Here is a 25,100-nt window from a genome sequence, read left to right as displayed (position 1 = left end):
TTTGCACAGGGTAGAGTTATTTTTGTGCACCACGAACAGGTGGAAAAGTTTCCCATTCGGTGCAAGCGGGGCAATGCCAGAAGTATTGCTTGGCTTTAAAACCACAGTGATTGCAGCGATACATAGTTTGCTCACGCGTAGCATCGTGAATCAGCTTTACAATCAACTCTAGCTCAACCTTTTGATCATCAGGCGCCACCAGCAAATGCGCCTCAAGCACCTTACGCAAACTTGGCATCGTTGGATGTGCTTTTAGCCGCTCTCGCACAAATTCGTGCGTAGCCAGCAAGCCCTGCTCGGTAAGTAAGCGCTCATAAGCCAAGTCCAGGACATCCAACTCAGGGTACTGGCGCAGCAAGCCAAGCAATAGCTGAGTCCCTTCGGCGGTACGCCCTTGCAAATCAAAAGCCGCCAATAAAGGCCTTGCGGCCAGCGCAATATAAAGTGGCTCTTGCGATTCAATCTTAAGCCAAGCCTCAATTGCGGCATCCACATTGCCCGCCGTAATTTCCAACTCGGCCAAAATCATATAAGCGCGGGAACACTTACGATGCTCGGCAATGGCTTTTTGCAGATAGATGCGAGCCGCTGCTGGCTCGGAGCGCAAAGCACCTTGCGAAGCTAATTCACAATAAAACTGGGCGATCTCATGCTGATAGGTATGGCGCTCATCCCGCAATTGCTGCGCAGTTTCAATTGCCTTTGCCCACGCTTTTTCTTGCTGATAAACCCCGAGCAATTCAATTCGCGCCTGTCTTGCGTAATCAGTATCTGCCAATTCAGTGAGTAGGCTTTCTGCACGATCAAACAAACCGGCCTGCATAAAATCAAGCGCTAATTCAAATTGCGCTGTTTGCTTTTGGCCTACCGTTAATTCACGGCGCACCAATAATTTTTGATGCATTCGAATTGCGCGCTCTAACTCACCACGACGGCGAAACAAGTGGCCAAGCGTAAACTGCAATTCAATTGTTTCTGCATGATGTCGTGCGATATCTACATATACATCCACCGCACGATTGGTTTCTCCATTCAGTAAATAATTCAACCCTTTAAAATATGCCACGGGTAAAGAACGGGTTTCAGACAAAACATGTTTAATATCTACACGCGCAGCCAACCACCCTAGGGCAAAAAAAGCCGGCAAGGCAATAAGCCACCAATATTCAATTTCAAGCATAAATGGATTTACAACGCGTCACGAGGTTGTTCAACAAGAAGATCAGGCGTTAAATCTACAACGGTTTGCCTAGCACGCAATTCTTTTTTTAAGCTAACGACTTCACGGCGCAAGCGAATAATCTTAGAAAATGCGGCCAATAAACCAAACACGGCACCGACCACAAAGAAAACTAATAATAGCAAGGCAAGTGGCGCCTGCCAGAAATAACCCAAAAAGAATTTAAGTACCACAGGCTCGGCATTATGCATGGCAAAGCCAAACATAATTACAAAGAGTATAAATTTAATCAGCCAGTAGAAATATCGCATGGGTCAGAACCATAGAAATAAGCTAGTTAGCATTGTAACCGATTCAGCCGTTGCATTCGCATGGATAATGCACATTGTGTGTAAGGTTTGAGGGTATTACGCCGCAATGCAAAAAGGCGACACCCTTGAGTGTCGCCTTGAGGTAATGCAAAACATCAAATTAGGGCATCAACCCTTTCTCGAAGTTCTTTACCCGCCTTGAAGTGGGGAACAAATTTTTCCGGAACCGCTACTTTCGTACCAGATTTCGGATTACGCCCCACTCGCGGAGGGCGGTAATTCAGATCAAAACTGCCAAAGCCACGAATCTCGATGCGCTGGCCTTGAGACAAGCTCTTGGCCATTGCATCTAAGATGGTCTTCACAGCCAGCTCTGCATCCTTCGCAACCAGCTGCGGATAACGCTGGGCGAGCTTTGCAATAAGCTCGGACTTGGTCATCCCACCTTGATCCATATTACTCTGCGCCAGACATCTTAGCTTTCAGCAAGGCGCCAAGGCTGGTAGTACCCGCAGTGCCAGTGCTTTCTGTAGACAGCTTGCTCATTACTTCTGTTTCATCAGCAGAGTCTTTCGCTTTAATCGACAGATTGATCGAACGGTTCTTACGATCAACGTTGATGATCATGGCTTCAACTTCGTCGCCTTCTTTCAACACAGTACGGATGTCTTCAACGCGATCGCGTGAAACCTCTGTAGAACGCAGGTAACCTTCGATTTCTTCAGACAGAGCAATGATCGCGCCCTTAGCATCCAAAGATTTCACAGTACCCTTAACAAGGGAGCCTTTGTCGAAAGTAGAAACGTAGTTGTTGAAAGGATCACCTTCCATTTGCTTGATGCCAAGGCTGATGCGTTCTTTTTCAGTGTCGATAGACAGAACCATCGCTTCAACTTCATCGCCTTTCTTGTAATTGCGAACAGCTTCTTCGCCAGCCACGTTCCAAGAAAGATCAGACAAGTGAACCAGACCGTCGATACCGCCGGCCAGACCAACGAACACACCGAAGTCAGTAATAGACTTGATAGCACCCTTGATCTTGTCACCCTTCTTGAAGTTTTCAGCGAAATCATCCCATGGATTAGCCATGCACTGCTTCATACCCAGTGAGATACGACGTTTTTCTTCGTCGATATCCAGAATCATTACTTCTACTTCATCGCCAAGCTGAACAACCTTGGATGGATGAACGTTTTTGTTGGTCCAATCCATTTCTGAAACGTGAACCAGGCCTTCGATGCCTTGTTCGATTTCAACGAATGCGCCGTAGTCTGTAAGGTTAGTAACCTTACCGAACATACGTGTACCCGATGGGTAACGACGTGACAAACCAACCCAAGGATCTTCGCCCAATTGCTTCAGACCCAGAGACACACGGTTCTTCTCTTGATCGAACTTCAGAACCTTAGCTTCAACTTCATCGCCAACAGCCAGAACTTCGGATGGGTGCTTCACACGACGCCAAGCCAAGTCAGTGATATGCAACAGACCGTCAATACCACCCAGATCAACGAACGCGCCGTAGTCTGTAATGTTTTTAACAATGCCCTTGATGATTGCGCCTTCCTTGAGTGTTTCAAGGAGTTTTTGACGCTCTTCGCCCAAGGATTCTTCAAGCACAGCACGACGCGAAACAACAACGTTGTTACGCTTACGGTCAAGCTTGATCACCTTGAATTCGATTTGCTTGCCTTCGAATGGAGTAGTGTCTTTAACTGGACGAATATCAACCAAAGAACCTGGCAAGAATGCGCGTAGACCGTTAACCATAACAGTCAGACCACCCTTAACCTTACCGGAAATAACACCGGTCATGACCATGGCTTTTTCGAGGCAGTCTTCAAGCTCAATCCACGCAGCCAAGCGTTTAGCTTTTTCGCGGGAGAGTTTAGTTTCGCCGTAGCCGTTTTCGAGGCTATCAATTGCAACAGGAACGAAATCGCCAACTTTAACGTCAAGTTCACCGTTGTCGTTTTTGAATTCTTCGAGCGGGATGAGCGACTCGGACTTCAGGCCGGCGTTCACAGTCACGAAGTTATGGTCGATAGCAACCACTTCAGCAGTGATCACTTCACCAGCGCGCATTTCCTGACGCGTTAGGCTTTCTTCGAATAGAGCGGCAAAGCTTTCCATGGAGCCGGACAGAGTAGCAGTAGTCATATGAATGGAAATTTCCAAGCATTTCTGGCGGAAAGCCAGAAATAAGTTAGTTAAACAAATGCTGCAAGGCTTTGCGCCCTGCAAACACGATAAACGCCCAACAAGGGCAAAAGCCATGACCTAGGGCCATGGCTTAGTGGGGCGATTCTAAAGAATTCTCTGTTATAGTTCAAGTACTTGGGGGTAAAAGGTGTGATTTATTACAAGAAAAACCACATTATCCCTATTAAGAGCGTGTTTTCCACCAAGATATGACCTGCTCAACCACCTGATCTAAGCTCAAATCTGAGGTTTCCAACAGCAGAGCATCAGGCCATTGGCGTAATGGTGCTTCGGCCCTAGCTGCATCTCGTGCGTCTCTTTCCTGTAAATCGTGTGTAATAGCAGCCAGATCTGCCGCATCACCCCGCCCAATCAACTGCGCATAACGCCGTTCTGCACGCACTTTTGCACTGGCGGTTAAATAAATCTTTAACTCTGCCTGAGGAAACACCACCGAGCCCATGTCACGACCATCCGCCACCAAGCCGGGGGCCAGCGCAAAATCCCGCTGCCGCGCGAGCAATGCCTGCCTTACCACCGCAAATGCGGCAATTTGTGAGGCACCCACACCTATTTCTTCACTACGAATTTGCGCGCTTACGTCCCGCCCGTTGAGCAAGGTTAAACCCACCTCAAAACGCACATCCAATGCTGCCGCAATACAGGCCACACCAAGCTCATCACTCCACACCACACCTGCTTGCTTAGCCGCCAGAGCACTCAAACGATACAAAGCACCCGAATCCAGATAGGCAAACCCCAGTGCATCTGCAACACGCTGCGCAACCGATCCTTTACCCGAAGCAGACGGCCCATCAATCGCCAAAACAGCAATACCCGACATATATTTCCTTGCCTATTTAAACCGCGTTTATTACTACGCAGCTACGTCGTTAAAATCAATTCGATCTGCTGCAGCTCAGCAGCACTAAATTCTAAATTTTTCACCGCGATAATGTTCTCTTTAATTTGCGCAACTTGGCTGGCGCCGATAATGACTGAGGTTACTTTTAATAGAGCCCAAGCAATCGCCATTTGCGCCAAGGTTTGCCCGCGCGCCTCGGCCACTTTATTTAGTGCATTGATCTGAGCAATTCTTTGCTCAACTTTATCTGTACTTAAAAATGGATTATCCACAGCGGCAGCACGAGAATCGAGCGGGACACCGTTTAAATAGCGTGAAGTTAGCAAGCCTTGCGCCAAAGGGCAAAAAGCAATTGAGCCAATTCCTTCTCCAGCCAATACATCACACAAACCACCCTCAATCCAGCGATCAAACATTGAGTAGGATGGCTGGTGAATCAAGCAAGGTGTCCCCAACTCTTTTAATATACGGCTCGCCTCACGCGTTTGCTCAGCTGTATAGGATGAAATCCCCACGTACAGCGCCTTGCCCTGACGAACCATCGCATCCAATGCCGACATCGTTTCTTCGAGTGGGGTATCAGGATCTGGCCGATGCGAATAAAAAATATCCACATAATCTAGACCCATACGTTGCAAACTTTGATCTAGGCTTGCCATTAAATACTTTCGACTCCCCCATTCGCCATAAGGGCCCGGCCACATTTCCCAGCCCGCCTTACTCGATACAATGATTTCATCACGATAGGGCTTAAGATCTTTGGCCAGAATGCGGCCAAAAGTAGACTCAGCCGCGCCAGGTGGTGGACCATAATTATTAGCGAGATCAAAATGCGTGATGCCTGCATCAAAAGCCGCCAAGACCATGTCTCGGCTGGTGCTATAGGCACGGTTCTCGCCGAAGTTATGCCACAAACCCAAAGAGATCGCGGGCAACTTTAAACCACTACGCCCTAATCGGCGATAAGGCATATTCTGATAGCGTGTTTCACTGGCCAAATAATTCATAATTAATTCTACCTAGATTTACGACCCCATTGATTACGCGCGGTACTGGCGCGAACAATTTGCTCAGTCAACCCCTGAGCATTTTGGCTTTCGATACATTCAATTAATGCCGCTAATTGGGCTGCATTGGCTTTTAGATCATGCAAAATAGCGCTTTTATTAGCAAGGGTAATATCACGCCACATTTCAGGGTGAGATGCTGCGATACGGGTAAAATCTCTGAAACCTGTCGCAGCAAAATCGAGGCAAAGTGGTGCATTGTGGCGATCTAGCAGCGCATTCATATAAGTAAATGCCAGCAAATGTGGCACATGGCTCACCGCAGAAAAAACGCCATCGTGCTCAAGTGCACTCATTTCAAACACCTCAGCACCGCAGGCCTGCCATAAAGTACGCAGTAGCCCCACCGATTCTGTCGCACTTTCAGGCAGCGGCGTCAACACGACGCGCCGACCTTCATAGAGCCCATATTGCGCAGCAGCCGCGCCGGATAATTCCGAACCCGCAATAGGATGCCCCGGCACGCAGCGGCTTAAATGCTGCGGCAGGTATTGCTGATAAAGCGCACTGACATCCTGCTTGGTAGAGCCCGCATCGCTAACCACGCAATGTAGCGGCAAATAAGGGGCAATTTGCTGCAATAGCGCACCCATTTGGCCAACGGGCGTACTCAGCAAAACCAGATCAGCGCCCACCACGGCAGCTGCGGCATTATCGCTCGCTTCGTCAATCACATTTAGCTCTAGGGCACGCGCTAGATTAGCTGGATTTCGCCCCACCCCCACCACATAATCCACGCACTTTGCCCGCTTGAGTGCCAGCGCAAACGAGCCACCAATCAGCCCTGTACCCAGCAAAACCAACCGTTTAATGCGCATTAGTCACCCAAAACTTCAAGCAAGACATATTTAAATGCGGAGGCATCCGCAGGAGGGTTAGACACTTTTTCACGGCGCACTTTGATTTTGTAGCCTTTCCCAGCGACATAATCGAAGCCTTCAATGTGATTATAAAAAAGTGTCCATTCTGCAGTTGGTGATTCGCGGGTCTGTAGGCAATCCATTCGGGCAACGCCTGCAGAGCATGATTTGGTTTCTGGTGCGATATAAAGCACTTGCTCAATGGTATCGGGCTGGCGAACAAAAATGAGTCGCTCGCCTTTAGCGGCTAAAAACACCAAACGATTACCTTTTTGTAAGCGGTAGCGCAGCGCCGATTCAAACACAGCCAAGACTGCGGATTCTACTTGCGCCGCCTGATCATCCAAACAAGCCATCCGCGTACTGGCGAGCGGGCCTACTTTTAACTTTGGCAAAGTGCTAATACTGCCGGAGTAACGATTACACCCAGAGAATCCACTTACACGATCACCGATGATGCTTAAAGTAGCCTTCTTGGTCTCTCGCTGGGTAACGCCTGCGTGCCGCCATTCGCTTAAAATATAATCGCCATCCAAAAGAGCGCGCGCTTGCGCACTCATGGCCATTGCCAATAGCGCTGTTGCCATTAGGGATTTATTTAACATGACTGTCCTTTATAGAGATCGGCCCAAGGCCACCGCCAAGGGTTTTAAGGCCGCTAGCATATCCAGCAAAGCCTGCGGACTGAGTGCTTGATCTGCTGCGTAGCGCGCCTCCGAAGGGTTTGGATGCACATCCAGCAGCACCCCATCTGCCCCCGCCGCAATGGCCGCTTGCGCCAAAGCGGGCACCATCCATGATTTACCACCTGCATCGCTAGGATCAACCACCACCGGCAAATGCGTTTCTTGCTTGAGCACCGCAATCGCGCTGACATCTAAAACATTTCGATAAGCCGTTTCAAAAGTACGGATACCATGCTCGCAAAAAATAATATTGTGATTACCCCCTGCCGCGATTGATTCTGCGGCCATCAGCCATTCCACAATGGTTGCCGAAACGCCACGCTTTAGGATAATCGGCTTATTGATTCGCCCTACTTCCCTGAGCAAATCCATATTTTGCATATTACGCTCGCCAATCTGGATGATTTCAACGTCGAACTCCATAAAGGTATCAAGCATACGCACATCCGGCAGCTCCGCCACGATAGGCAGCTGATGCCGCGCCGCCGCATTTCTTAACAAGCCCAAAGCTTCGCGGTGCTGAGCAGCGGGATGCGCACCAAAGGAACCACTACGCATCAATCGACAAGATGCCGCCGCAACTGCATCGGCGGTTAAATCCATTTGCTGCGCCGACTCCGCCGCATAAGACCCTGCAATCACTTGGATCTGCGGCCCGCCAATTTCAACGCCGCGCACTTTAATGATGGTGCCGCTGGGATGCGTGCTGCGTGAAACAATCTTATATTGCTTAGCCACGCGATTCACCCGCTCTACCCCTGGCAAGATTGCAAAACGCGAAGGCTCTAAGTGCTCCTCATCCCCAATCACCCCAATAATGGTAAGCTCCGCGCCACGTGAAAGATGCTCTTTTAAGCCTGACTGATGAATTTTATTCACCACGCTCTGGATTTGCGCTTCGCTTGCGCCGTATTTCATCACAATAATCATGCGCCCGCCTTTTTAAGCTATTTATTCAAAAGCGATTCAAACCAACACCATAAGATTAAAAAAACCTGCAAACACAGCGGCTTACAGGTTTTTTAGCCTAAAAATAGATCAATACCTTATTCTTCTTTGAATTGCTGTGCCGCTAATTGCAAATAATAAAACATAGAAATAATTGTCAATATGCCGGCAACATAAAGCGCCAGCGTACCTATAAATTGAGTAGAAATACCTGCCCATAATGGCCCAGCCCAAAGCAACAATAAAATTGCAACCATTTGCGCGCCAGTTTTTAATTTACCAATATACGCCACAGCGGTACTTTTAGACTTACCTTGCTGCGCCATCCATTCGCGTAGTGCAGAAATAGTAATCTCGCGGCCAATAATAATCACCGCCAGCCATGTTGGGGCACGGGCCAGCTCTACCAATAAAATCAAGGCCGCTGCGACCATTAATTTATCGGCTACGGGATCAAGAAATGCGCCAAAGCTTGAGGTTTGATTCCAACGACGAGCCAAATAACCATCAAACCAATCGGTGATAGCCGCAAGAAAAAACAAGGCACTTCCCACCATATTTTGGGTAATGAGTGGCATAAAACTAATCGGCAGGTAATATACACCCACAAAAATAGGAATCAGCGCAACGCGCAACCACGTCAGAAATATCGGCAAATTAAAAGGCATGCGAATACAGAACCCAATGGCAAATACAGCAAGAAAATCGCATTCTACCAGTATGCACAGCCCGATTGCGGTTCAAGCTCGTTTTATTCAGCGCATTCGTGAAAATGTGCAACAAAGCACAATAATCTAAACCCAATACCATTTAGCCATAGACAAAACCGGCACTTTCCAACCGAGCTTGTAAGCGCATCCGCTCGATATTACAGCGGGCGCAGCAAGCAACGCCCCGCCCTATTTTAAGCACGCAGCACCGCATGGATTTTCTCTGCTAAGGCTTGGCTAATCCCTTCTACCTGCTTTAATTCATCCACACTGGCAGCCTTTACCCCTTGCAATCCACCAAAGCTAGCGAGTAATTTTTGCCGCCGCTTTGGGCCAATACCCTCTACATCCTCTAAGCTAGATGTAACCCTTGCCTTGGCGCGTCTTGCACGGTGGCCGGTAATGGCAAAGCGATGCGCTTCATCGCGGATTTGCTGGATTAAATGCAAAGCGGGATGGTCACGTCGCAATTGGATTGACTCTGGCCTATCCACCAAAATAAGCTGCTCCAAACCGGCCTTACGCGTTTCACCTTTAGCCACACCTAACAAAATAGGCTCAAGCATCCCAACCTCGCTCATCGCCTCTAGCGCCATAGATAGCTGACCCTTGCCGCCATCAATCAGCACCACATCAGGCACGACGCCCTCACCTGCTGCAATTTTGCCGTAACGACGAATTAAGGCTTGGCGCATGGCGGCGTAATCATCCCCAGGCGTAATGCCTTCAATATTGTAGCGGCGGTATTCCTTGGGCTGCATATCCATACGGTCGTACACCACGCAAGAGGCCACGGTTGCCTCACCCATTGTGTGTGAGATATCAAAACACTCGATACGAGCGATGGTATCAGGCCATTGCATAGCTTCAATCAAAGAGGCTAAACGAGCATGCTGCGTGGCGGTTTGGCTACTCCTTTGCAAAATGGCTAATTCGGCGTTTTTAAGCGCCATATCCAGCCAGACTCGCCGCTCCCCATTAGGATTACTATTTAACACCACCTTATGCTCGGCCTGCTGGCTTAATAAATCTGCCAACAACGTGGCATTTTCTGGCTCGGGGTGGCAGTAAATCACTGGTGGCGCTTTACGGTCTAAGTAATGCTGAGCCAAAAACGCCTCAAGTGCCGCAGGTGCATCGTAGCCATCTGCATGGGATGGAAATAAATTTTTATCCCCCACATGCCGCCCACCGCGCACCATCGCTAGGTTCACGCAAATCATGCCTTGGCTAATCACGCACACCACAATATCCGCATCCACCTCGCTGCTATTGCTGGAAACAAACTGCTTATCTTGGATACGCGATAAAGCGCTAATTTGATCCCGAATGGCCGCCGCCTCTTCAAACCGCCAGCCCTCTGATGCCATTTGCATGCTTGATTCTAATTCACTCAATATCTCACTGGCTTTGCCATTTAAAAACCGTACCGCATTATTTACGTCAGCGCGGTAATCATCATCGCTGATTAAATCAACACAGGGTGCCGAGCAGCGTTTGATTTGATGCAATAAACAGGGCCGTGAACGATTGGCAAAAACCGTGTCTTCGCAGGTACGGATTTTAAAAACTTTTTGTAACAGCTGAATACTTTCTTTAACGACATAGCCATTAGGAAAAGGGCCAAAGTATTGATGGCGTTTATCTAAAGTGCCACGGTAATAGGCCAAGCGCGGTGAATCATGACCAGTAATCACAACATAAGGGTAGCTTTTATCGTCACGAAACAAAATGTTATAGCGTGGAGATAAAGCCTTGATCAGGTTGTTTTCTAAAACCAATGCCTCACCTTCGGAGCGAACCACCGTGGTATCTAAACGCATGACCTGCGCCAGCATTAAACGAATACGCGGGCTGTGATCATTTTTTTGGAAATAAGACCCCACCCGCTTACGCAGATTAATCGCCTTCCCCACATACAAAACCGTACCATCCGCCCCTAAAAAGCGATATACGCCGGGCAAATCTGGCAGGCTTTTCACTTGTTCTAACAGCGCGTCTTTAATAGATTGAATAGCGTCAGCGGAAGGTTGTTCGGGCATAGGATCAGAGGCTTGGCTGGGTCAGGGTGTCGACATTCTACGCGGCTAAACCAAAATAATGGCATCACAATAGAAACCTAGGTTCTGTTTACGTTTCATTCGCGGCTGCGTTGGCTGCAGTTTTGAGACTGAACAAGGGAAGCCGTGCCGCCCCAAAATGTAGCCAACCCTTAGCGTGCGAGGGGTTTTTCCTCGCTCAGCAATGGGGCTGGGCCGTTTTCCGGCTCAGCGCAATGGTGAATGAAACGTTAACAGACCCTCGATAAATTTTATTACCAAAGCGATTTAGTAGCGGTACTGAGGCCGTTTAGCCAAATCAAGCCTAAACAAACACTTTCCCGCCCTAAAACACCCCCAACTGCTACTGCTCCGCAACTCTGCATCGGTCTACAATCAGGCTATTCGATCGATCGCAAACCGCATACAGGATGACTATGAATCAGGCCTACCTCACACACTTAAACGCAACTCTCACGCAAATCCAGAACGATGGTTTTGCCAAGCCTGAACGGGTGATTGCCAGCAAACAAGGCGCTGACATTACCCTGCAAAGTGGTCAGGAAGTTTTAAATTTTTGCGCGAATAACTATCTAGGCCTAGCAGACGACGCTCGCCTGATTGCCGCCGCCAAACAAGGCATGGACGATTACGGCTATGGCTGCGCATCGGTGCGCTTTATTTGCGGCACTCAGCAGGTGCATAAAGATTTAGAACAGGCGATTTCTGGCTTTCTCAAGACTGACGATACAATCTTGTATTCCAGCTGCTTTGACGCCAATGGCGGTGTATTTGAAACGCTGCTTGGCGAAGAAGATGCCGTCATCTCAGACGAGCTCAACCATGCTTCGATAATCGACGGTGTGCGTCTGTGTAAAGCCAAGCGCTTTCGCTATAAAAACAACGATATGCAAGACCTTGAAGCGCAACTCATTGCCGCCGATGCAGCAGGCGCGCGCTTTAAGTTAGTCGTCACCGATGGCGTGTTCTCAATGGATGGCATTATCGCCAACCTAAAAGACCTCTGCGATGTGGCCGAGCGCTATAACGCGATTGTAATGGTGGATGATTCGCACGCCGTCGGCTTTATTGGCGAAAACGGCGCGGGCACGCCCGAATTATGCGGCGTGCAAGACCGTATCGACCTTTACACCGGCACCTTAGGTAAAGCCTTGGGCGGCGCTTCAGGCGGCTATGTTTCTGGCCGCAAGCCGATGATTGATTTACTACGCCAACGCTCACGCCCTTATTTATTCTCTAACACCCTCGCCCCCGCCATTGCCGCTGCCAGCTTAAAAGTATTAGATATCTTAGCCAGCACTGAGGGCAAAGCACTGCGCAGTCTGTTAAAACGCAACGCCGAATACTTCCGTAGTGCTATGTCTGAGGCTGGCTTTACGCTAGTGCCTGGCGAGCACCCGATTGTTCCTGTGATGCTGGGCGATGCACGCCTTGCTGGTGAAGTATCCGCAGCGCTCCTTAAAGAAGGCGTGTACGTGGTTGGATTTTCCTTCCCCGTCGTACCCAAAGGCAAAGCCCGCATCCGCACCCAAATGTCGGCCGGTCACAACTTAGAGCAAATCCAAAAAACAGTGGATGCGTTTATCAAAGTAGGCCGTCAACTGAAAGTGATTGCTTAAATCATAAGGACTAAAAGTTCTGTAGACACAGAGCTCAATGAGAACACAGAGAAAAATCAAGTTTTACCCCAAAAGTCTTTCCTCCGTGTTCTACCTTTAATCTCTGTGTGCTCTGTATCTACAGACCTTAGGGTTTACGCGTTAAATATTAAAATAATGGAAATACCAGATGAAAGCCTTATCAAAATTGACCGCAGCACCCGGCCTGACGATGAATCAAGTCGAAAAGCCAGCTATTGGCCATAACGACCTACTGATTAAAATTAAAAAAACCGCCATCTGTGGCACAGATATTCATATCTGGAAATGGGATGACTGGGCGCAAAAAACCATCCCCGTGCCCATGCACGTTGGCCATGAATATGTAGGCACCGTGGTTGAAATTGGCTCTGAAGTACAAGGCTTTAAGATTGGCGATCGCGTATCCGGCGAAGGCCATATCACCTGCGGCCATTGCCGTAATTGCCGCGCAGGCCGCCGCCATCTTTGCCGCAATACTGTTGGCGTGGGCGTGAATCGCCCCGGCGCTTTTGCTGAATACCTGCTGCTGCCTGCCTTTAACGCCTTCCCTATTCCTGACGATATTTCTGACGATTTAGCCGCGATTTTCGATCCGTTTGGTAATGCCGTGCATACCGCGCTGTCGTTCAATATGGTCGGCGAAGATGTATTAATTACCGGCGCAGGCCCGATCGGCATTATGGCGGTGGCGATTGCCAAACACGTAGGCGCACGCCATGTGGTGATTACCGACGTCAACGACTACCGCCTCGATCTGGCCCGCAAGATGGGCGCAACCCGCGCAGTCAACGTCTTAAAAGAAGATTTAAAAGACGTGATGGCGGATTTAAAAATGACCGAAGGCTTTGACGTGGGTTTGGAAATGTCTGGCAACCCGCAGGCATTTCGCACCATGCTAGAAACCATGCAGCACGGCGGTAAAGTTGCGCTACTGGGTATTCCACCCGCAGACACCGCCATCGACTGGAATCAGGTGATTTTTAAAGGGCTGGAAATCAAAGGTATTTACGGCCGCGAAATGTTCGAGACCTGGTACAAAATGGTCGCCCTCATCCAATCCGGCCTAGACATCACCCCAATTATCACCCACCACTTCCATGTGGATGAGTTTGAGCAGGGCTTTGAAGCCATGTTGTCGGGGCAAAGTGGTAAGGTTATCTTAAGCTGGGAATAAAGCCGTTTAAACGACATCATAAGGGCGCTCTGCCCTTATGACTATTACGCTATTTAACTAAATCTGAGCAAAGCCACCATCTACGGTCAACTCTACCCCATTTACATAGCGCGCATCATCTGATGCTAAAAACAATGCTGCAGCGGCAATATCTGCAGGCACCGCCACATAACCCAACGGCACTACCTCTGCTGCGTAGCTATCTAGCCCAGCAAGCTGTTCTGCATTCCACTTCAAACCATTTTCCATAATCGGTGTACGTGTGAGACCTGGACTAAGTGCATTCACCCGAATTTTGCGCCCTTTCAAATCATTAGCCCAAGAGCGCGCAAACGAGCGGACGGCGGCCTTAGACGCGTTATAAAGACTCAGGTTTTCCATACCTTTATTGGCGACAATAGAGGCAGTTAGCACCACCGCACCGCCATCTTTTAGCAGCGGCAACAAGGTTTGCACAGTAAAGAATACGCCCTTTACATTGATATCAAATGTCTTTGCGAATTCAGTCTCAACCGTCTCACCAAAGCGGTTGTATTCTGCGATACCGGCATTGGCAAACACGACATCCAGCTGATCACCCTGTTGCTCAATCGTGCTTTTCAGCTTTTGTAAATCACTTAGTTCTGCCACATCTGACACCACAGCAAGCGCTCTCTCTCCCAGCGCCGTGACGGCGACATCCAATGTTTTAGCCGACCTGCCAGTCACATAAACTCGCCGTGCACCCTCATCAAGTAAAGCCTTAGCAATTGCAAAACCAATACCGGTTGAGCCACCGGTCACAACGGCCACCTGATTTTCAAACTTAGCTGACATGATGTATTCCTATTTTTACTTAATTGTAAAAGGGTGCAACGCGCCTGAATGGCAAGTTGCTTGCTGTAAAGCATGAGAACACCCATCCACCCTTCAAAAGAAGACCTCACCCTGACCAGAGCGCTGTATGCGCTCAGCGATCCATCACGCCTTGCCATTGTGCACAATCTTGCCAACAGGGGTTGGCAGGCCTGTGGTGCTTTGTGCCAAGACATGGCGAAATCCACCGCATCGCATCATGTTCGGGTGCTGCGCGGTGGCTGTTTCAGAACGATTTCTTTGCTACAAATTGAACGGCAATTTAAACCAAAACAGCCGGTAATTGCGCCGTCAGTGCTTGCTTCTCTTTTGTTGCCGCACCCAATAATGCAAAGCCCAACAACTGACCCTGCGCATCGACAAAGCGGGCGTCGATCCCGCCTTCAATGGTCGATACCTGCCATTGCCCTTGCGCGCCAATGGCAGGCGGGGCTACGACGGTTGGGCAGGCTGGTGTTTTAACTAAAACAGGCATGGCGGGGTATTTAACTGGGGTGGGCATTCCCGCCAAAGTGGCGGCCAGCGCGCGGGCGCAGTGCATGATGGGCATCACGAAAGGTAGATTCAGGCCCATCACTTCGGCACAATCGCCTAGTGCGTAGATATGCGGCTGCGAGGTTTGCAGTGTTTGATCAACCACGATGCCGCGATTTACCGTGAGCTCTGCGCTACTTGCAAGGTGGGTGCGCGGGCGCAAACCCACAGCAGAGAGCAACATGCCCACTTCAATAATCGAGCCATCATTTAATCCGACTAAATAACGCCCTTCCATATGATCATAATTTTGCGCTGCAAGGCCAAAATGAAACTCCACCCCTGCGGCGGTTAATTGCGCCGCCAAATAACGCCCTGCCGCTTCTGGCAATAAACGTGACAAAGGCCAAGCCGCTGGTTCTAGTACAATCGGTTTAATGCCAAGGGCTAATAAATCATTGGCAAATTCGCAGCCAATTAAACCCGCCCCCAGAATACCTACCGTTGTTAAGCCAGGCAGCTTAGCGGCAAATTCGGCGTAATCTTGAATATTATTAACAGAAACAACATCATCCCCCGCATTACCGCCCAAAGGCAGGCAAATAGGATCTGCACCTAAAGCTAAAACTAAATCTTGATACACCAAGGCTTGGCCATCAATCAGCAAAACCTGCTGATTAACCGCATCAATCCCCACCACCTCTGTAAAAGGCAAAATGGCAGCGCTGAGTTCTTCGGCCATTTTACTAGCAGATTTCAAAACTAGAGAATCAGCGGTTTTATTGCCCGCTAAAGCATTAGACAGCATCGGCTTAGAATAAAAATCAGCAGCATCTTCTGCAATAATGGTTAAAGGCGTGATTTGATCTAATTTACGAAATTCACGCGCTAAATTATAGGCCGCTAAACCCGAACCAATAATTATAATAGGAGTGCTCATTGTGCTTCCTGTGATATGCGTCAATAGATCAAGGGTAAATCAGTTGCTCAGCATGATTAAAAAACAATATCAACTATAAAATTCATCGCTCTATTCCAAAGCCTAGGGTCTGTTGACGTTTCATTCACGGCTGCGTTTGGCCCAGTTTTGAGGCTGAACAAGGAGAAAATTGCGACATGGTACGAGTACCATGAGCGATTTTTAACTTTCGTTCCGCCCCAAAAATGGGCTAAACCCGAAGGGCTGAGTCGGAAAACGGCCATTCACTGCGTTATGCTCCTCGACAATAACCCGTTATTGCCTTCGTCACATGCCTTGTGCCTGGCCGTTTTCCGGCTCAGCGCAATGGCGAATGAAACGTCAACAGACCCTAGCAAATACCCCAATTTAAACAGCCCAACCTGTATGCCAACTAAACCTAGCTTGCTAGCAAGCAAAATCCAGCACTGCATTTGGACAAAATACTTGGCTTTGCTCGACACCAAACTACAAAACTTAATGGATAGGCTCATTATGCAAAATACTTACGGATGGTAAGCAAGTATTGAGCACAGCTTGCCTCACCGCTTCTACTGCTGCGGCACGCGGAAAATTACGTCGCCACGCCAAAATCACCCTGCGGCTTGGGATGGGCTCTTTAAAAGGACGAATCGTCAGCAAAGTATCATCTGCAGTACTCACCGATGAAGCCGGAAGAACCGTTACCCCAATACCACCAGCCACCATATGCCGAATCGTGGTGAGCGAGCTGCCTTGTAAGGTGCGCTGCAAACTACCCACGGGTAGGCTTTCACGATTCAGATCTGGGCAGGCTTGTAAGACATGATCCCTAAAGCAATTACCAGAAGAAAGCAGCAAGACATTTTCATCCGCCAAAATAGATGAGTCGATCTCTGTCTCTTTCTCCCAAGGATGGCCCTTAGGGGTTGCCACCACAAAAGGCTCGTCATAAACAGCTTGGGTAGCAAGGCCCGCTTCAAAAAAAGGCTCAGCCACAATCGCCACATCAATCTCACCCTGCTTGAGCATTTCAACCAAGCGGGCGGTGTAATTTTCTTCCAGCAAAATTTGCATTTGCGGCGCGGCAATGCGTAGCTGCGGAATTAAATGCGGCAATAAATAAGGGCTAATAGTGTAGATAATACCAAGGCGCAAAGGGCCCGCCAGCGGGTCTTTGCCCTGTTCAGCCAGCTGCTTAATCAGCTGCACTTCTTCTAACACCCGCTGCGCCTGCTCGACCAAACGCCCACCAATGGGCGTTAAGCTGACATCGCTGGCCGAGCGCTCAAATAGCGCCACTCCCAGCTCTTCTTCCAGCTTTTTTACCGCCACAGATAAAGTGGGCTGCGAAACAAAGCAGCTGGCCGCGGCTCGGCCAAAATGGCGCTCTCTAGCCACGGCAACAATATAGCGTAACTCGGTCAGCGTCATGCCTTGGCCTGCCAGCCACGGATAGCCCAAGTTGCTGCGATCAAGCCACTAAAACCTATAAGCGCAATCACCGGTAGCGATAAACCAAAGAGACTCCAATCAATCACGCCACATTCTCCATGTCCTGTTAGCACGCCTTTAAATACCTGTAACCATGGTTGTGTTTCCATTAAATAATTGAGCCCTGGCCCACAAGAAGGCAATTTGCTTGGATCAATAAAATACTGAATTGCGACATGCCTTGCTGCCACACCCGCGCCTGCCAGCCCAACGATAGTCAACACAATAGGCCAAAAACGGCTCATTCGTGGCATTGGGATTGCGGCAGCGCAAAAAGACAGCAAGCCAAAGGAGATAAAAGCCACCCGCTGAAAAATACATAGCGGGCATGGGCTCAAAAATTGGGTTTTTTCTAGGTACAGCGCAAAAGCAATGGTGCCTGCGCAAAATAAAGACAGGGCTAAATACCCCAAACGCCAACGCAACATACGCACTCCAACGGCCAGTCAATAGATACAGACTATTCTATCAGCCAACTCGACCAAGTGGGCACTTATGTAAGTACGGAATAAGCTTTGTTAACAAAGCGTCATACGTGAATATTACAAACTACCGCTCCCCAACCTCACGACAAGCGATTTAGGCTTATTTCACGCAGGTATCGGGCTCGCTGACGTTTTCTTGATTTTCAGACAAAAAAGCGCGTAACTCTTGCTCCTTATCCATCGCATCGCGATAGCCCAGCTCAATTAATTTGCGAGAATAACCGCTACAAAATAGCAAATAACTGGCGATCACTGAGCCCTGATGGCGAAACGCCCCCATACCCCCCAATAGGAAACGCATCCCAATGGGAAACTCCAACTTAAACGCCACTGCCAGCCGCTCTAATGGCTGCGAAGGTGAAATAGTCAGCACCTGTATTGGCCGCAGCCCCAGCGGCAGCGTGCGAATCACTTCTGCAGGCACCGCCGCAAGTGTGCGATTGATTCTATTGACCCTTTCTAGATCTGTATCTAAGCCATCCAAAAAAATACTATTCATTAAATGACCCATCACTTGGGCCAAAGTTGGATAGCGCGTGTGCTTTTCTCGCGCAGCAGGATCAGTCAGGGGCGGGGCCACGCCAATGACCAAAATTCGCTCCGCGCCAAGATGGATCGCGGGGCTAATCGGCGCAATTTGCCGCACCGAACCATCACCAAAATATTCACGATGTAAACGTACCGCAGGAAACAATAAAGGAATCGCCGCCGAGGCCATTAAATGATCCACGCTAATACTCGCCTTTACCCCTACCCTAGAAGCGCGCCGCCAAACATCCAAATCGGCCGCGCCTTGAAAAAACGATACCGACTGCCCCGATGTATAGCCCGATGCCGATATTGACAATGCCCTAAGCGCCCCCACATCAATCGCGTTTTGAATCCCTGAAAAATCTACGCGATCAATCAATAAATCACGCAGCGGTGCATTATTAAGAAAGGCGCGTGGATTGTGCTTCCCCATGCCCCCAATCAAGAGCGAAAACAACCAATGCACCGCCGTACTTAATAAATGCCATACAGAGCAATGGTAAATAAGCTCTGGACTTAGTCCCTGCCAAAGCCTCGCCAATTCAAAAACAGAGCGGCGAAAATTCATCGCCCCCGCAGCTACAGCCACCGCATTAATCCCCCTGCCGAGGTACCACAGATAATAGGAAAAGGATTGGCGGCTCCCTTAGGCAGTAATTTTGCAATTGCCAATAACACGCCAACTTGATAGGCGGCCCTTGCCCCGCCCCCAGATAAAATCAAGGCAGTATTTGCACGGTGCGCCTGAACCCTCTTGCTCGACATAAGCGGCCTCTTGATCAAATCAATCTTTCTTAGGCTCCGAAACATAAAAAACCATGGGCACACTCTTACGCTAGATCGAAGCCATCCTTACCGCAAGTACCGATACCGAATAGCCCCACTTATTCAACAAAAACACCAGTACGTCACGCACACAGCCAAGCACCCAGTATTAACAAAACTACAAATTATTAAGAAAACACGAAATAGCAATTAGTCTTCTTACGTGGTTTTCGGTACAATGCCGTTTTGGCGACTAAGGATTCTGCACCATGCGCGTGATTCAGAAGGCCCTCACCTTTGACGATGTACTTCTCGTCCCGGCCCATTCAAACATCCTCCCGCGTGATGTCGATTTATCGACACAATTCACCCGTAATATTCGCCTGAATCTACCGCTGGCTTCTGCAGCGATGGATACAGTGACTGAGGCTCGCCTTGCCATTGCAATCGCCCAAGAAGGCGGCATGGGGATTATTCATAAGAATATGACCCCAGTGATGCAAGCGAAAGAAGTATCCAAAGTAAAACGCTATGAATCAGGCATTGTTAAGGATCCGATTACCGTATCCCCAGAGATGCTTGTTCGTGACGTTCATGAGCTCACCCGTCAGCACAAAATATCCGGCTTGCCTGTTATTGATAAATCCGGCCAATTAGTCGGTATTGTCACCAATCGCGATTTACGTTTTGAAACACGTCTTGACGTGGCAGTCAGCAGCATCATGACCCCCAAAGAGCGTTTGATTACGGTAAACGAAGGCGATTCAATTGAAACCGCCCGCGTGCTGATGCACGAACACCGCCTAGAGCGCGTGTTGGTGATCGACGAAAACTTCAAACTAAAAGGCTTGATCACCGTTAAAGATTTGATCAAGACTTCTGAACACCCCTTCGCAGCCAAAGACGATCAAGGTCGTTTACGTTGCGGCGCAGCAGTTGGCGTAGGCGCTGGCACCGAAGAGCGCGTAAAGCTGCTTTCCGAGGCCGGTGTAGATGTCATCGTGGTGGATACTGCCCACGGCCATAGCCAAGGTGTGATTGATCGCGTGCGCTGGGTTAAGCAAAACTTCCCTCACATCCAAGTGATTGGCGGCAACATCGCCACCGCTGCAGCGGCTTTAGCTTTGGCTGAAGCAGGTGCCGATGCGGTTAAAGTGGGGATAGGCCCAGGCTCGATCTGCACCACACGTATTGTGGCAGGCGTAGGCGTTCCGCAAATTACTGCGGTGGCCAATGTGGCTGAAGCATTGGCTGGCACAGGCATTCCTTTGATTGCTGATGGTGGTATTCGCTACTCTGGCGATATCTCTAAAGCCATCGCAGCGGGCGCAAGCTCGGTGATGTTGGGCGGTTTATTTGGCGGTACAGACGAAGCACCGGGTGAAGTAGAGCTGTATCAGGGCCGTACTTACAAGAGCTACCGTGGCATGGGCTCATTGGGTGCAATGGCCGGCAGCAATGGCTCGTCCGACCGCTACTTCCAAGACAATGTCAACAACGCCGACAAGCTGGTTCCAGAAGGCATTGAAGGCCGCGTTGCTTACAAAGGCCCAATTACCGCCATCATCCATCAATTGATGGGTGGCTTGCGCTCTTCTATGGGTTACTTGGGCTGCAAAAACATCACAGAAATCCACGAAAAAGCCGAATTTGTGCAAATCACCGCAGCCGGTATTCGTGAATCACATGTGCATGATGTGCAAATCACCAAAGAAGCACCGAACTACCATACCGACTAAGCATTAACGCTTAATCAAAAACCGGATCACCCCATAGGGTATCCGGTTTTTTTACGCTTTCCAGATATAGAAGGCAACGGAAATTGCAATTTCCTTCATTAAAATCAGCCAATTAAGATACATTTATCATTAAAAAAGCAGCTCATCACCGCCAATATAAATCAGCGACTTAGCACGCCATATATGGCAGATAATTTAAACATATCATCTCTGCTCTGCCCTTGTTACCCCCGCTTTTTAAAACAATTCTAGCAGCCTGTCGGACTTAAGACTGATCTACTACGGAAAAGCCGTATTTGGCCATATTTCACGCATTTTCTCGTTGAATAGCCAGCTATTCGCCTCAAAAACCCGCGAAATCTGTCTCAAGCCGGTCCTTCCCTCGCTACGATCGCTTAAGTCCGACAGGCTGCTAGGTGATTTTTCGCTTCGACCGCCTAAGTCCGACAAGCTCCTAGCGATTGGCCGGCGTAGGTTTCTGTTAAGTCACCAAGCTTAATGCCAACACACGACACGACTAAGCTCACTTAACTAGAAATGCAAAACAGCCATTATTGAGAGAATTACGATCAGCAACATCCGCATTCAAGCCTAGTTGATGTTCTTTATTGGCTTTTATCAAGGAGAATATGAGCGCCAGCAGCTGGTTGACACCTGCAGCAAGAAAACTCATCAACCGCCACTTACCCCCTCAGCTTTATGCTTCATCAAGCCCTTGGCACTAATTATGCTTTGTCATGTTCTAAAAAAAATCACCCAAATAAAATCACCTATTTACCTAACAAATCAATCATTTAAAATTTAAACTATTATTTTTTTTGCAGCACAAAATGCTGCACATGGAAACTATCACACTACTTAAATCTGTTAAAAATAGTCAGAAATGAGTAAATATTTACCTATTTTAATTTATTTAATATGCAATACAATTGTAATTAATAGTAAGAATATGACATACTTCAATCGAAATAGTGAAAAAGCATGGCTTCTTTTATCGGTAAATAACTCAAGAAAAACCTGCTCGCTTCAAATAGAGTGAATAACGAACTGACCTAGGGTCTGTTGACGTTTCATTCACCATTGCGCTGAGCCGGAAAACGGCTAGGCACAAGGCATGTGACGAAGACAATAACTGGTTATTGTCGAGGAGCATAACGCAGTGAATGGCCATTTTCCGGCTCAGCCCTTCGGGTTTGGCCCATTTTTGGGGCTGCACGGCGTTAAAAATCGCTCATGGTACTCGTGCCATGTCGCAATTTTCTCCTTGTTCAGCCCCAAAACTGGGCCAAACGCAGCCGTGAATGAAACGTCAACAGACCCTAGGTTTGCAACCTAATACACAACCATACAAGGCACCATTTCCAACTCCCCAACACACAATTCATGGGTATTGCTAAAAAGTAAAAAGGCGATCAAAGGCTCCGGCAACTTTGATCATGCCTATTTCATCAGAGAGCTAAGTGCCCATTCGCCCGGCCAGCAATCATCAAAATAATTTAGGCTTGTTTTTTGCCATTTTTTCAAGGTTTAGCTGGCCCTAAGCCATTAAAAAGTGCTTAAGCAAATTTGTCTATTTGCAGTTTCTTTATTGTTTACGCTCTCTCTTTATGGGCTTTCTTTGCACGAAAGTCTACCGATTAAACGCACAGATTGACTTAACTAAATTGTTGGCACGATGTCTTCTTTTACCCGCTCGCTACTACCGATCTCCCCCCGTCAGGCGCTGTTTTTTTGTTTACTCCTCGCCACCTTTGAACTGCTTACCTATGTTGGCAGCGATATTGTGATGCCCGCCATGTTGTATGTGGTTGCAGATCTCAATGCGCCCGTTAGCCATGTACCCATCGCGCTAAACGCCTATTTATTGGGCGGTGTGGCATTCCAATGGCTTATCGGCCCCTTATCGGATCGTTTTGGCCGTCGCCCATTGCTGTTGATTGGCGCAATCCTGTTTGCCGTGGCGTGCTTAATCACGCCCTTGGTGGGCGGCATCTATATATTTAATGTATTGCGTTTTATTCAGGGCATTGCGCTGGGCTTTGTGGTGGTAGTGAGCTACCCCGCATTGCAAGAGTCCTTTCAGGAAACCGATGCGGTTCGCCTTATGGCGCTACTAGCCAATATTGCCTTGCTGTCGCCATTATTGGGTCCATTACTGGGCAGTATGCTGCTAGAAGTTTTCTCGTGGCGTACGCTGTTTTTTGGCGTGGGGCTATGTGGCATCTTGGTCTTGATCGGGCTGTGGTTTTTTATGCCTGAAACGATAGGCGTTACGCGTAAAGATGGCAGTCGGCTTGAGCCAGCACCGCTTAACCTGGCCAGCATTTTGGCCAGTTACCGTGAACTACTGGGCAATGCTCGTTTTATGCAAGGCAGCTTTGCACTAGGACTAATCAGCATCCCATTGATTGGCTGGATCGGCCTTGCCCCTTTGCTACTGATGAATAATCTGGGACTGAGTTCGATTGCCTACGGCCTGTGGCAATTGCCCATTTTTGGTGGCTTGATTGCTGGCAATCTGGCGTTGAATTATCTCGTTGCCCGCTTTGAACTTGATGCACTCATTCGCTTATCACTGTGGCCTATTTTTGGGGGCTTGCTCTTCATGCTGGCCACCACCTTGGTCACCGAGCACTTATCAGCGTTGGTGCTGGGTTTAACAATCTACGCCTTTGGCATGGGCATTTGCAACGCCACGCTTTATCGGCAAACCTTGTTTGCCAGCGAGAGCGGCAAAGGCACTGTTGCCGCCATGTTGGGGATGATTTCTGTCGCCACTATCGGCCTAGGTAGTTCGGCGCTTGCCGTACTGGGAGCGGGCACCAGCCTTACTGCTTTTGCCATTGCGGCCAGTATTGGTGCAGGTTTGGCGCTCTGGCCACTGTGGTGCTTGCTTAAGAGGCCCCCCATGACTGCCGCCGTTACAGTTTAATTTTCACGACTTTCCCTCCGCTTCTGTTTATTTATCTTGCTTAGGAGATCATTTGTGGCCTCACTCGTCCATGTCGATGCGCTATGCGCCATCGAATCCCCCTATCGTGCCGATCCTGCTTGCGATCAGCTATTTAACGCAGCGATGCGTGAACTCACTAAATATCACTGCGATGAATCGCCAGGCTACGCACAATGGTTAGCGTCCAATGGATGGGATAAGGCGAAGCTAGAAAACGTGAGCGACTGGTCGAGTTTGCCGCCCTTGTTTGCCAATTATTTTAAACGCCGTTTGGTCTTAAGCAAAACGGGCGAACAAGCGTTGGAGCTGACTTCATCGGGCACCAGCGGCCAAAAAAGCCGCATGCGCTACGATGAGCGCAGCCTAGGTGCTGCCCAAGCAATGGTTGACCGTATTTTTAACCTATACGGCTGGAACACCCCCGATACGCCCTGCAATTATCTGTTGCTAAGTTACGAGCCTGCTGGCGCAATCACACTCGGCACGGCCTATACCGACCAATTTTTGTGCAAATACGCACCAATCAACCGAGCGGTATATGCATTGCGGCATAACGGCCACGGTAACGAGTTCGATCCGTTTGGGGTGATTCGGGCCTTGCAGGAGTTTGCAGAAGAAGGCCTGCCGGTACGTATCTTTGGCTTTCCGGCATTTTTGTGGTTTGCGCTAGAACGCATGCGGGAAATGGGCTATCCGGCACTGAAGCTACATCCTGATTCATTGGTGTTTCTAGGCGGTGGTTGGAAGACCCACGCCGACCAAGCCATTCCTAAAGCCATGTTATATCAACGCCTAGGCGAGCAACTGGGTATTGCGGACGTGCGCTGCCGAGATGGCTATGGTGCGGTAGAGCACCCGGTGCCCTATATCGAATGCCCAAACCATCACTTTCATATTCCCAGCTATGCGCGCGCCTATATCCGCCACCCAGCCACCTTGGACACACAGCCATACGGCGCAAGGGGCTTTTTGCATTTCGTATCGCCCTATATCACCTCTAGCCCCGCCCACAGTGTGGTCATGAGTGACTTGGCCACCTTACATCCGGGGCACGACTGCGGCTGCGGCATTGAAACCGACTGGTTTGAGCTACTTGGACGCGCTGGCACCAGTAAAAGCCGCAGCTGTGCGCTAGCGGCATCTGAATTGATCAAGGAGTCATAA

General features: G+C 49.0%; 21 protein-coding genes and 1 pseudogene. 5 read left to right on the top strand and 17 right to left on the bottom strand.

Annotated features, from left to right (window positions below; all coding sequences use genetic code 11):
* Positions 1 to 16: 16 nt before the first annotated feature.
* From lapB to uvrC, 11 genes are all read right to left on the bottom strand, one after another.
* Positions 17 to 1,180 carry a lipopolysaccharide assembly protein LapB gene (gene lapB / locus C1H71_RS17905; RefSeq protein WP_130107775.1) on the bottom strand — a complete coding sequence of 388 codons (1,164 nt, stop codon included), beginning with the start codon at positions 1,178 to 1,180 and terminating at the stop codon, positions 17 to 19.
* A gap of 8 nt (positions 1,181 to 1,188) precedes the next feature.
* A complete protein-coding gene (locus tag C1H71_RS17900) occupies positions 1,189 to 1,491 on the bottom strand; it encodes a LapA family protein (protein ID WP_130107774.1) in 303 nt (100 codons plus the stop codon).
* A 155-nt stretch (positions 1,492 to 1,646) separates the two neighbouring features.
* Positions 1,647 to 1,931, bottom strand: coding sequence for an integration host factor subunit beta (locus tag C1H71_RS17895; protein ID WP_130108284.1), 285 nt, complete (start codon positions 1,929 to 1,931; stop codon positions 1,647 to 1,649).
* A gap of 16 nt (positions 1,932 to 1,947) precedes the next feature.
* On the bottom strand, positions 1,948 to 3,624 hold the full coding sequence (rpsA, locus tag C1H71_RS17890) for a 30S ribosomal protein S1 (protein WP_130108283.1): 1,677 nt from the start codon (positions 3,622 to 3,624) through the stop codon (positions 1,948 to 1,950).
* Positions 3,625 to 3,877: 253 nt separating this feature from the next.
* Positions 3,878 to 4,537, bottom strand: coding sequence for a (d)CMP kinase (gene cmk / locus C1H71_RS17885; RefSeq protein WP_130107773.1), 660 nt, complete (start codon positions 4,535 to 4,537; stop codon positions 3,878 to 3,880).
* Positions 4,538 to 4,578: 41 nt separating this feature from the next.
* Complete coding sequence (locus C1H71_RS17880) at positions 4,579 to 5,565, bottom strand: aldo/keto reductase (protein WP_130107772.1); 987 nt, start codon at positions 5,563 to 5,565, stop codon at positions 4,579 to 4,581.
* Between the two features lie 8 nt (positions 5,566 to 5,573).
* Complete coding sequence (locus C1H71_RS17875) at positions 5,574 to 6,443, bottom strand: prephenate dehydrogenase (RefSeq protein WP_130107771.1); 870 nt, start codon at positions 6,441 to 6,443, stop codon at positions 5,574 to 5,576.
* Complete coding sequence (locus tag C1H71_RS17870) at positions 6,443 to 7,090, bottom strand: META and DUF4377 domain-containing protein (protein ID WP_130107770.1); 648 nt, start codon at positions 7,088 to 7,090, stop codon at positions 6,443 to 6,445. Before C1H71_RS17870 ends, C1H71_RS17875 begins: the two co-directional genes overlap by 1 nt.
* A 9-nt stretch (positions 7,091 to 7,099) precedes the next feature.
* Positions 7,100 to 8,101, bottom strand: a complete 1,002-nt coding sequence (locus C1H71_RS17865) for a 3-deoxy-7-phosphoheptulonate synthase (protein WP_130107769.1) — start codon at positions 8,099 to 8,101, stop codon at positions 7,100 to 7,102.
* Between the two features lie 116 nt (positions 8,102 to 8,217).
* The gene (gene pgsA, locus C1H71_RS17860; protein ID WP_130107768.1) at positions 8,218 to 8,787 is read right to left on the bottom strand and encodes a CDP-diacylglycerol--glycerol-3-phosphate 3-phosphatidyltransferase; all 570 of its coding nucleotides are present in this window, start codon (positions 8,785 to 8,787) and stop codon (positions 8,218 to 8,220) included.
* 236 nt (positions 8,788 to 9,023) lie between these two features.
* Entirely contained in the window at positions 9,024 to 10,871 is a 1,848-nt protein-coding gene (gene uvrC / locus C1H71_RS17855) for an excinuclease ABC subunit UvrC (RefSeq protein ID WP_130107767.1), read from the bottom strand.
* A 434-nt stretch (positions 10,872 to 11,305) separates the two neighbouring features.
* Here uvrC and C1H71_RS17850 point away from each other — a divergent pair, with 434 nt between their 5' ends.
* Together C1H71_RS17850 and tdh are read left to right on the top strand one after the other, a co-directional pair.
* The gene (locus C1H71_RS17850) at positions 11,306 to 12,508 is read left to right on the top strand and encodes a glycine C-acetyltransferase (protein ID WP_130107766.1); all 1,203 of its coding nucleotides are present in this window, start codon (positions 11,306 to 11,308) and stop codon (positions 12,506 to 12,508) included.
* A gap of 169 nt (positions 12,509 to 12,677) precedes the next feature.
* A complete protein-coding gene (gene tdh, locus C1H71_RS17845) occupies positions 12,678 to 13,703 on the top strand; it encodes an L-threonine 3-dehydrogenase (RefSeq protein ID WP_130107765.1) in 1,026 nt (341 codons plus the stop codon).
* A 57-nt stretch (positions 13,704 to 13,760) separates the two neighbouring features.
* On the opposite strand, the gene C1H71_RS17840 is transcribed toward tdh, so the two are convergent.
* From C1H71_RS17840 to C1H71_RS17815, 5 genes and pseudogenes are all read right to left on the bottom strand, one after another.
* Entirely contained in the window at positions 13,761 to 14,519 is a 759-nt protein-coding gene (locus tag C1H71_RS17840; RefSeq protein WP_130107764.1) for an SDR family NAD(P)-dependent oxidoreductase, read from the bottom strand.
* 301 nt (positions 14,520 to 14,820) lie between these two features.
* Positions 14,821 to 15,972 carry an FAD-dependent oxidoreductase gene (locus tag C1H71_RS17830; protein WP_130107763.1) on the bottom strand — a complete coding sequence of 384 codons (1,152 nt, stop codon included), beginning with the start codon at positions 15,970 to 15,972 and terminating at the stop codon, positions 14,821 to 14,823.
* 495 nt (positions 15,973 to 16,467) lie between these two features.
* The gene (locus C1H71_RS17825; protein WP_130107762.1) at positions 16,468 to 17,403 is read right to left on the bottom strand and encodes a LysR substrate-binding domain-containing protein; all 936 of its coding nucleotides are present in this window, start codon (positions 17,401 to 17,403) and stop codon (positions 16,468 to 16,470) included.
* Entirely contained in the window at positions 17,400 to 17,891 is a 492-nt protein-coding gene (locus C1H71_RS17820) for a disulfide bond formation protein B (RefSeq protein WP_130107761.1), read from the bottom strand. Before C1H71_RS17820 ends, C1H71_RS17825 begins: the two co-directional genes overlap by 4 nt.
* Positions 17,892 to 18,048: 157 nt before the next feature.
* A pseudogene (locus C1H71_RS17815) lies at positions 18,049 to 19,244 on the bottom strand (patatin-like phospholipase family protein).
* Positions 19,245 to 19,513: 269 nt separating this feature from the next.
* On the opposite strand from C1H71_RS17815, the gene guaB reads away from it, so the two are divergent.
* A complete protein-coding gene (gene guaB, locus C1H71_RS17810) occupies positions 19,514 to 20,983 on the top strand; it encodes an IMP dehydrogenase (RefSeq protein WP_130107760.1) in 1,470 nt (489 codons plus the stop codon).
* A 523-nt stretch (positions 20,984 to 21,506) separates the two neighbouring features.
* Here guaB and C1H71_RS20805 read toward each other — a convergent pair.
* Positions 21,507 to 21,656, bottom strand: coding sequence for a hypothetical protein (locus C1H71_RS20805; RefSeq protein ID WP_188053395.1), 150 nt, complete (start codon positions 21,654 to 21,656; stop codon positions 21,507 to 21,509).
* Positions 21,657 to 22,658: 1,002 nt separating this feature from the next.
* Here C1H71_RS20805 and C1H71_RS17805 point away from each other — a divergent pair.
* Positions 22,659 to 23,915, top strand: coding sequence for an MFS transporter (locus C1H71_RS17805; RefSeq protein ID WP_130107759.1), 1,257 nt, complete (start codon positions 22,659 to 22,661; stop codon positions 23,913 to 23,915).
* A gap of 54 nt (positions 23,916 to 23,969) precedes the next feature.
* Positions 23,970 to 25,100, top strand: coding sequence for a LuxE/PaaK family acyltransferase (locus C1H71_RS17800; protein ID WP_130107758.1), 1,131 nt, complete (start codon positions 23,970 to 23,972; stop codon positions 25,098 to 25,100).

Source organism: Iodobacter fluviatilis (assembly GCF_004194535.1).
Lineage (GTDB): Bacteria > Pseudomonadota > Gammaproteobacteria > Burkholderiales > Chitinibacteraceae > Iodobacter > Iodobacter fluviatilis_A.
This window is presented reverse-complemented; position numbering and strand designations above follow the sequence as displayed.

Coding starts and splice junctions, on each gene's coding strand:
- C1H71_RS17865 (WP_130107769.1), bottom strand. CDS start 8,101: ATGATTATTGTGATGAAATACGGCGCAAGCGAAGCGCAAATCCAGAGC.
- C1H71_RS17850 (WP_130107766.1), top strand. CDS start 11,306: ATGAATCAGGCCTACCTCACACACTTAAACGCAACTCTCACGCAAATC.
- C1H71_RS17805 (WP_130107759.1), top strand. CDS start 22,659: ATGTCTTCTTTTACCCGCTCGCTACTACCGATCTCCCCCCGTCAGGCG.
- C1H71_RS20805 (WP_188053395.1), bottom strand. CDS start 21,656: ATGAGTTTTCTTGCTGCAGGTGTCAACCAGCTGCTGGCGCTCATATTC.
- C1H71_RS17830 (WP_130107763.1), bottom strand. CDS start 15,972: ATGAGCACTCCTATTATAATTATTGGTTCGGGTTTAGCGGCCTATAAT.
- C1H71_RS17825 (WP_130107762.1), bottom strand. CDS start 17,403: ATGACGCTGACCGAGTTACGCTATATTGTTGCCGTGGCTAGAGAGCGC.
- pgsA (WP_130107768.1), bottom strand. CDS start 8,787: ATGCCTTTTAATTTGCCGATATTTCTGACGTGGTTGCGCGTTGCGCTG.
- C1H71_RS17820 (WP_130107761.1), bottom strand. CDS start 17,891: ATGTTGCGTTGGCGTTTGGGGTATTTAGCCCTGTCTTTATTTTGCGCA.
- C1H71_RS17870 (WP_130107770.1), bottom strand. CDS start 7,090: ATGTTAAATAAATCCCTAATGGCAACAGCGCTATTGGCAATGGCCATG.
- rpsA (WP_130108283.1), bottom strand. CDS start 3,624: ATGGAAAGCTTTGCCGCTCTATTCGAAGAAAGCCTAACGCGTCAGGAA.
- C1H71_RS17900 (WP_130107774.1), bottom strand. CDS start 1,491: ATGCGATATTTCTACTGGCTGATTAAATTTATACTCTTTGTAATTATG.
- C1H71_RS17875 (WP_130107771.1), bottom strand. CDS start 6,443: ATGCGCATTAAACGGTTGGTTTTGCTGGGTACAGGGCTGATTGGTGGC.
- guaB (WP_130107760.1), top strand. CDS start 19,514: ATGCGCGTGATTCAGAAGGCCCTCACCTTTGACGATGTACTTCTCGTC.
- tdh (WP_130107765.1), top strand. CDS start 12,678: ATGAAAGCCTTATCAAAATTGACCGCAGCACCCGGCCTGACGATGAAT.
- C1H71_RS17880 (WP_130107772.1), bottom strand. CDS start 5,565: ATGAATTATTTGGCCAGTGAAACACGCTATCAGAATATGCCTTATCGC.
- cmk (WP_130107773.1), bottom strand. CDS start 4,537: ATGTCGGGTATTGCTGTTTTGGCGATTGATGGGCCGTCTGCTTCGGGT.
- C1H71_RS17895 (WP_130108284.1), bottom strand. CDS start 1,931: ATGACCAAGTCCGAGCTTATTGCAAAGCTCGCCCAGCGTTATCCGCAG.
- C1H71_RS17840 (WP_130107764.1), bottom strand. CDS start 14,519: ATGTCAGCTAAGTTTGAAAATCAGGTGGCCGTTGTGACCGGTGGCTCA.
- uvrC (WP_130107767.1), bottom strand. CDS start 10,871: ATGCCCGAACAACCTTCCGCTGACGCTATTCAATCTATTAAAGACGCG.
- lapB (WP_130107775.1), bottom strand. CDS start 1,180: ATGCTTGAAATTGAATATTGGTGGCTTATTGCCTTGCCGGCTTTTTTT.